This is a genomic window from Actinotalea sp. (genome assembly GCF_035443605.1).
Lineage (GTDB): Bacteria > Actinomycetota > Actinomycetes > Actinomycetales > Cellulomonadaceae > Actinotalea.
Genome location: NZ_DAORSQ010000137.1, coordinates 1 through 5200 on the forward strand (window position 1 = coordinate 1; position 5200 = coordinate 5200).

A 5200-nucleotide genomic window follows, 5' to 3' on the forward strand; every position below is an offset into this window, starting at 1 on the left:
CGCCCGGCGGCCTCGGCCCTCAGCAGCCACGCGACGCCGCCGGCCCCCAGCAGAGCGCTCGACGCGACGAAGAGGAGGAGCTCCTTGGCATCCCAGAGGCGGGCCATGCCCCCATCCTCGTCTCCGCACGGGTGGGAGGGAACGGACCGACGGCCCGGTCGGGGGCGGTGGCGCGCCGGTCAGGCTGCGGGCAGCCCCGCCTCGAGGAGTGCCACGAGCTCCGGGTCGTCCGGGGCGACGTTCGAGCGGAAGCGGCGGGCCTGCCCCGCGGGCGTGACGAGGAACTTCTCGAAGTTCCAGCGCACCTTGCCCGCGGCCCCCGAGCCGTCCGGCACCGCGGCGAGGGCGGCGTACAGGGGGTGCCGACGGCGGCCGTTGACCGTGACCTTCTCGAACATCGGGAACGTCACGCCGTACGTCGTGGAGCAGAACTCGGCGATGGACGCGGCACTGCCGAGCTCCTGGAGGAACTGGTTGCTGGGGAACCCCAGCACGCTGAACCCGCGGTCGCCGTAGCGCTGCTGGAGCGCCTCGAGCTGGGCGTACTGCGACGTGAACCCGCACCGCGAGGCGACGTTGACGACGAGGACCACCTGGTGGGCGTACGCGTCGAACGTCGTGCTGCGGCCGTCGAGGGTGGTCAGGGCGATGCCGCGGAGGTCCATGGGGAGGACAACACCACCGGCGCCGCTGGTAGTCCGGCGTCCGGCGTCCGTCGCGCGGCACGAGGCGGCAGGATGGGACGATGACCGCCTCGACGCACGAGCCGCTGCCCTACCAGGACCCGGCGCTGCCGGCCGACGCCCGCGTGGCGGATCTGCTGGGCCGGATGACGTTGCGGGAGAAGGTGGGGCAGATGCTCCAGCTCGACGCGCGGGGGGACCTGGCGGACATCGTCACGGTCAAGGGTGCTGGGTCGATCCTGCACACCTCGCCGGCGGGGATGGCGGAGGCGATCGAACGGGCGGCGGGCACCCGCCTGGGGATCCCGCTGCTCATGGCGGACGACGCGATCCATGGGCACTCGTTCTGGCCGGGCGCGACGATCTTCGGCACGCAGCTGGCGATGGCGTGCTCGTGGGACCCGGACCTGGTGGAGCGTGGGGCGCGGGCCGCTGCGGTGGAGATTGCGGCGACCGGGCTGCACTGGACGTTCTCCCCGGTGCTGTGCATCGCGCGGGACCTGCGGTGGGGTCGGGTGGACGAGACGTTCGGGGAGGACCCGTACCTGCTGGGGGAGCTGGGCGCGGCGATGATCCGGGGGTACCAGGGCGACGGGCTGGAGGATCCGACTGCGGTGCTGGCGTGCGCGAAGCACTTCGCGGGGTACTCCCAGACGCAGGGTGGGCGTGATGCGAGCGAGGCGGACCTGTCGCGTCGGGCGTTGCGGTCGTGGTTCCTGCCGCCGTTCGAGCGGGCCGCGCGGGCGGGGTGCCGCACGTTCATGCTGGGGTACCAGGCGATGGACGGGGTGCCGATCACGGCGAACCGGTGGTTGCTGGACGAGGTGCTGCGGGGGGAGTGGGGGTTCACCGGGACGTTGGTGACCGACTGGGACAACGTGGGCCGGATGGTCTGGGAGCAGAAGGTCTGCGCCGATGACGTCGAGGCTGCCACGGTGGCGGTGCGGGCGGGCAACCACCTGGTGATGACGACGCCGCAGTTCTTCGAGGGTGCGCTCGCGGCGGTCGCGCAGGGGCGGCTGGCCGAGGCGCAGATCGACGAGGCCGTGGCGCGGATCCTGCGGCTGAAGGTCGAGCTGGGGTTGTTCGAGGACCCGCGCGCGCCGGACGTCGCGCGCCAGGCGCAGGTGATCGGGTGCGCCGCGCACGCGGACCTCAACCTGGAGCTGGCGCGTCGGTCGTTGGTGCTCCTGACCAACGACGGCCTGCTGCCGCTGGACGGCGGGCTGGTGGCGGGGGCGGACGGTCGGGCGATCGGCGACGGCCCGGTGCGCACGGTCGCGGTGCTCGGGCCGAATGCTGACGACCAGCACGCCCAGCTGGGCGACTGGGCCGGTGCGTCGGGGCAGGTGCCGTGGATGGCCGAGGGCCACCCGCGCCACCTCACCGAGACCGTGCTCGACGGGGTGCGGGCCGTGGTCCCGGCGGGCTGGACGGTCACCCACGCCCGTGGCGCGGAGATCGGCACCCTGGTCCCCGACCCCGAGGGGGACACCTACCCCGACGGGCAGCCCCGCCCGCCGGTCTTCGCACCCGTCGGGGCGGACCCGGTGCTGCTGGCCCAGGCGGTCGAGGCCGCGCGCGCTGCGGACGTGGCCGTGGTGGTGCTGGGCGACACCGTCGCGCTGACCGGTGAGGGCCGCTCGACCGCGACCCTGGAGCTGCAGGGTGGTCAGGTCGCGCTGCTCGACGCCGTCGTGGCGACCGGGACCCCGGTCGTCCTGGTGCTGGTCCACTCCAAGCCGGCGGTGCTGCCGGCCTCGGCGCTGGCGGCCGCTTCCCTGGTCGAGGCGTTCAACCCGGGGATGCGCGGAGGTCGGGCGATCGGCGAGCTGCTCGTCGGGCTGATCGAGCCGACGGGACGGCTGCCGATCTCGGTGCCGCGGCACGTGGGTCAGCAGCCGGTGTTCTACAACCAGGTCCGCGGTCAGCACGGCAACCGGTACGCGGACCTGACCCAGGACCCCCTGTTCGTCTTCGGTGAGGGCCTGAGCTATACGCGTGTCGAGTACGGCGACCTGACGGTCCGCGACGCCCAGGTCCCGGCCGACGGGACCGTGCACGCCCAGGTCACGCTGACGAACACCGGGACCCGCCCGGCGCTGGAGACCGTCCAGGTCTACGTGTCCGACCTGGTCACCAGCGTCACGTGGGCCGAGCGCGAGCTCAAGGCGTTCCGTCAGGTCGCCGTGGCTCCCGGCACCAGCGTGGTCGTCGACCTGGAGGTGCCCGCGGCCGTGTGCACCCTCGTCGACGCCGAGGGCCACCGGGTGGTCGAACCCGGCGCCTTCGACCTCCTCGTCGGCCCCAGCTCGCGCGGTTCCGACCTCCTCGCGGCCGGGTTCACCATCGCCGGACCTGCCACCCGCTGACGTCAGACGGCCTGGAAGGACCGGCGCGCCAGGCCCAGCCAGAAGCCGTCGATGGTCGTCGTGACGGGCGCCTGCGCGTCGGCCGCGGCGCCGAGGGTGACGAACAGCGGCGTGAAGTGCTCGACGGTCGGGTGCGCGTAGGGCATCCCTGGCGCGCGCGTGCGGAAGCCGGCGAGCTCGTCGACATCGCCGCGGGCAAGGGCATCGGCCGCCCACAGGTCGAACTCGGCCGACCAGCCGGGCACGGCCTCGGGCCGGCTCCAGTCCAGGTACGGCAGGCCGTGGGTCATGAACCCCGAGCCGATGACGAGCACGCCCTGCTCGCGCAGCGGACGCAGGCGCTCACCGAGCGCCAGCAGCGTCGTCGCGTCGTGCGTCGGCATGCTCAGCTGCAGCACCGGGACGCTCGCGTCCGGGTACATGACCTTGAGCGGCACCCAGGCGCCGTGGTCGAGCCCGCGGCTGCGGTGCTCGTGGACCGTCTCGGTGGCTGGCAGCACGCTGCGGACCAGGCGCGCGAGGTCGCTCGCGTCCGGGGTGTCGTACCGCAGCCGGAAGTACATCGGGTCGAACCCGCCGAAGTCGTAGACGAGGTCCGTGCCCGCCTGGGTGCTCGACAGCGCCAAGGGGGCGGACTCCCAGTGCGCGCTGACGATGAGGATGGCGCGCGGCGTGGGCAGCGAGCGTGCCCACCCGTGCAGGCCGCTCATCCAGCGCGCGTCCTCGAGGAGCGGCGGCGCGCCGTGGCTGAGGTACAGGCTCGGCAGCGCTCCGTCGTCGGGGGTCCACGCCCGGCTCGGTGCAGCGGCCTCGAGCGCGGCCGCCCGGTCGAGGTGGTCGAGGAACGGGTGGCGGGCGGTGGACATCAGGCGACGACGGCGAAGCCGCCGGCCCAGGAGACCTTCTCGCCCACCGCCAGGGTGAGCTGCAGGAAGCCCACCGCCTCGAGCTCGCGGGCCCGTCGCAGGCCGCCGGCGTCGATCGCGCGCAGGCCGCCCGCCTCGACGAGGCCCACGAGCGTGGCCTTCGCGACGGCGTCGTCCCCGGCGACGAGCACGGTGGTCGGCTGCGCGCCGCCGACGGTGCCGGTGGCCAGGGTCGCGGCGAAGGTCGTGTTGAAGGCCTTGACCACGCGGGACTGCGGCAGCGCCGCGGCGATCTCGGCCGTCGCGGAGCCGTCCGCGGGGACGACGAGCGCGTCGAACGTCGCGAAGTCGAGGGGGTTGGTGATGTCCACGACGATCTTGCCTGCGAGGGCGGTGCCGTACGTCGCGATGACGTCCGCGACGGCCGGGTAGGGCACCGCGAGGACGACGACGTCGCCGGTGGGCGTGGTGGCCTCGCCGTGGCCGATGAGCTCCACGGTGGCGCCCCCGGACGTGAGCACGCGCGAGATCGCCTGTGCCATGTTCCCGGTGCCGATGATGCTGACGTTCGCCATGGTGACTCCCTGTGCTGAGGCCCGCGGGCCGATAGTTGAAGGTACAACTAGAAACCTAGCACAGATAGTTGTTGTGTCAACTAATACGGTACCGTGGGTGCCATGACGCACTGGCTCGACGACGACGAGATCTCCACCTGGGTCCGGTTCATCGCGGTGGTGGAGCTGCTGCCCGGGGTCCTGGAGCAGCAGCTGCGCCGCGACTCCGAACTGACGCACTTCGACTACTTCGTGCTCGCCATGCTCTCCGAGGCGCCCGAGCGCCGCCTGCGGATGAGCGTGCTGGCCGGCCGGACCAACGCCACGCTGCCGCGACTGTCGCACGTCGTCAGCCGCCTGGAGGAGCGGGGCCTGGTGCGCAGGGCGCCCTGCCCGCAGGACGGCCGTGCGACCAACGCCGAGCTCACCGACGCCGGGTGGGCGGCGGTGGTCGCGGCGGCCCCGGGGCACGTCGCCGCGGTGCGCCGCTACGTCCTGGACGCCCTGACGCCCGAGCAGGTGCGCCTGCTCGGTGAGGTCTCCGACGCGATCCTCACGCGCCTCGACCCCGAGGGCGCCATGACGGCGCCCTATCAGCGGCCCGTCGTGACGGCCGCGGGAGCGACGGCCACGACGGATCGGGCTGCGGGCTCCTAGGACGTGTTGACTGAGTCGGTCTTGATCCAGATGAGGGTGGCTGCGAGGTGGATCGCGGCGCGGTAGCT

At 73.2% G+C, this 5200-nt stretch carries 5 protein-coding genes; 2 read left to right on the forward strand and 3 right to left on the reverse strand.

All coding sequences use genetic code 11. The features are described from left to right. Positions 1–179: 179 nt before the first annotated feature. Positions 180–665, reverse strand: a complete 486-nt coding sequence (locus tag PKY62_RS11880) for a glutathione peroxidase (protein WP_324537226.1) — start codon at positions 663–665, stop codon at positions 180–182. Between the two features lie 80 nt (positions 666–745). On the opposite strand from PKY62_RS11880, the gene PKY62_RS11885 reads away from it, so the two are divergent. Continuing rightward, the gene (locus tag PKY62_RS11885) at positions 746–3055 is read left to right on the forward strand and encodes an exo-beta-d-1,3/1,6-glucosidase (RefSeq protein ID WP_324537228.1); all 2310 of its coding nucleotides are present in this window, start codon (positions 746–748) and stop codon (positions 3053–3055) included. Positions 3056–3057: 2 nt separating this feature from the next. On the opposite strand, the gene PKY62_RS11890 is transcribed toward PKY62_RS11885, so the two are convergent. Continuing rightward, entirely contained in the window at positions 3058–3921 is an 864-nt protein-coding gene (locus PKY62_RS11890) for a dioxygenase family protein (RefSeq protein WP_324537230.1), read from the reverse strand. Then, a complete protein-coding gene (locus PKY62_RS11895; RefSeq protein ID WP_324537232.1) occupies positions 3921–4496 on the reverse strand; it encodes an NADPH-dependent F420 reductase in 576 nt (191 codons plus the stop codon). Before PKY62_RS11895 ends, PKY62_RS11890 begins: the two co-directional genes overlap by 1 nt. A gap of 102 nt (positions 4497–4598) precedes the next feature. Here PKY62_RS11895 and PKY62_RS11900 point away from each other — a divergent pair, with 102 nt between their 5' ends. Further along, positions 4599–5132 (forward strand): MarR family winged helix-turn-helix transcriptional regulator, encoded by a 534-nt coding sequence (locus PKY62_RS11900; protein ID WP_324537234.1) that lies wholly within the window; start codon positions 4599–4601, stop codon positions 5130–5132. The last annotated feature ends 68 nt before the right edge of the window (positions 5133–5200 follow it).

Coding starts and splice junctions, on each gene's coding strand:
- PKY62_RS11890 (WP_324537230.1), bottom strand. CDS start 3,921: ATGTCCACCGCCCGCCACCCGTTCCTCGACCACCTCGACCGGGCGGCC.
- PKY62_RS11895 (WP_324537232.1), bottom strand. CDS start 4,496: ATGGCGAACGTCAGCATCATCGGCACCGGGAACATGGCACAGGCGATC.
- PKY62_RS11880 (WP_324537226.1), bottom strand. CDS start 665: ATGGACCTCCGCGGCATCGCCCTGACCACCCTCGACGGCCGCAGCACG.
- PKY62_RS11885 (WP_324537228.1), top strand. CDS start 746: ATGACCGCCTCGACGCACGAGCCGCTGCCCTACCAGGACCCGGCGCTG.
- PKY62_RS11900 (WP_324537234.1), top strand. CDS start 4,599: ATGACGCACTGGCTCGACGACGACGAGATCTCCACCTGGGTCCGGTTC.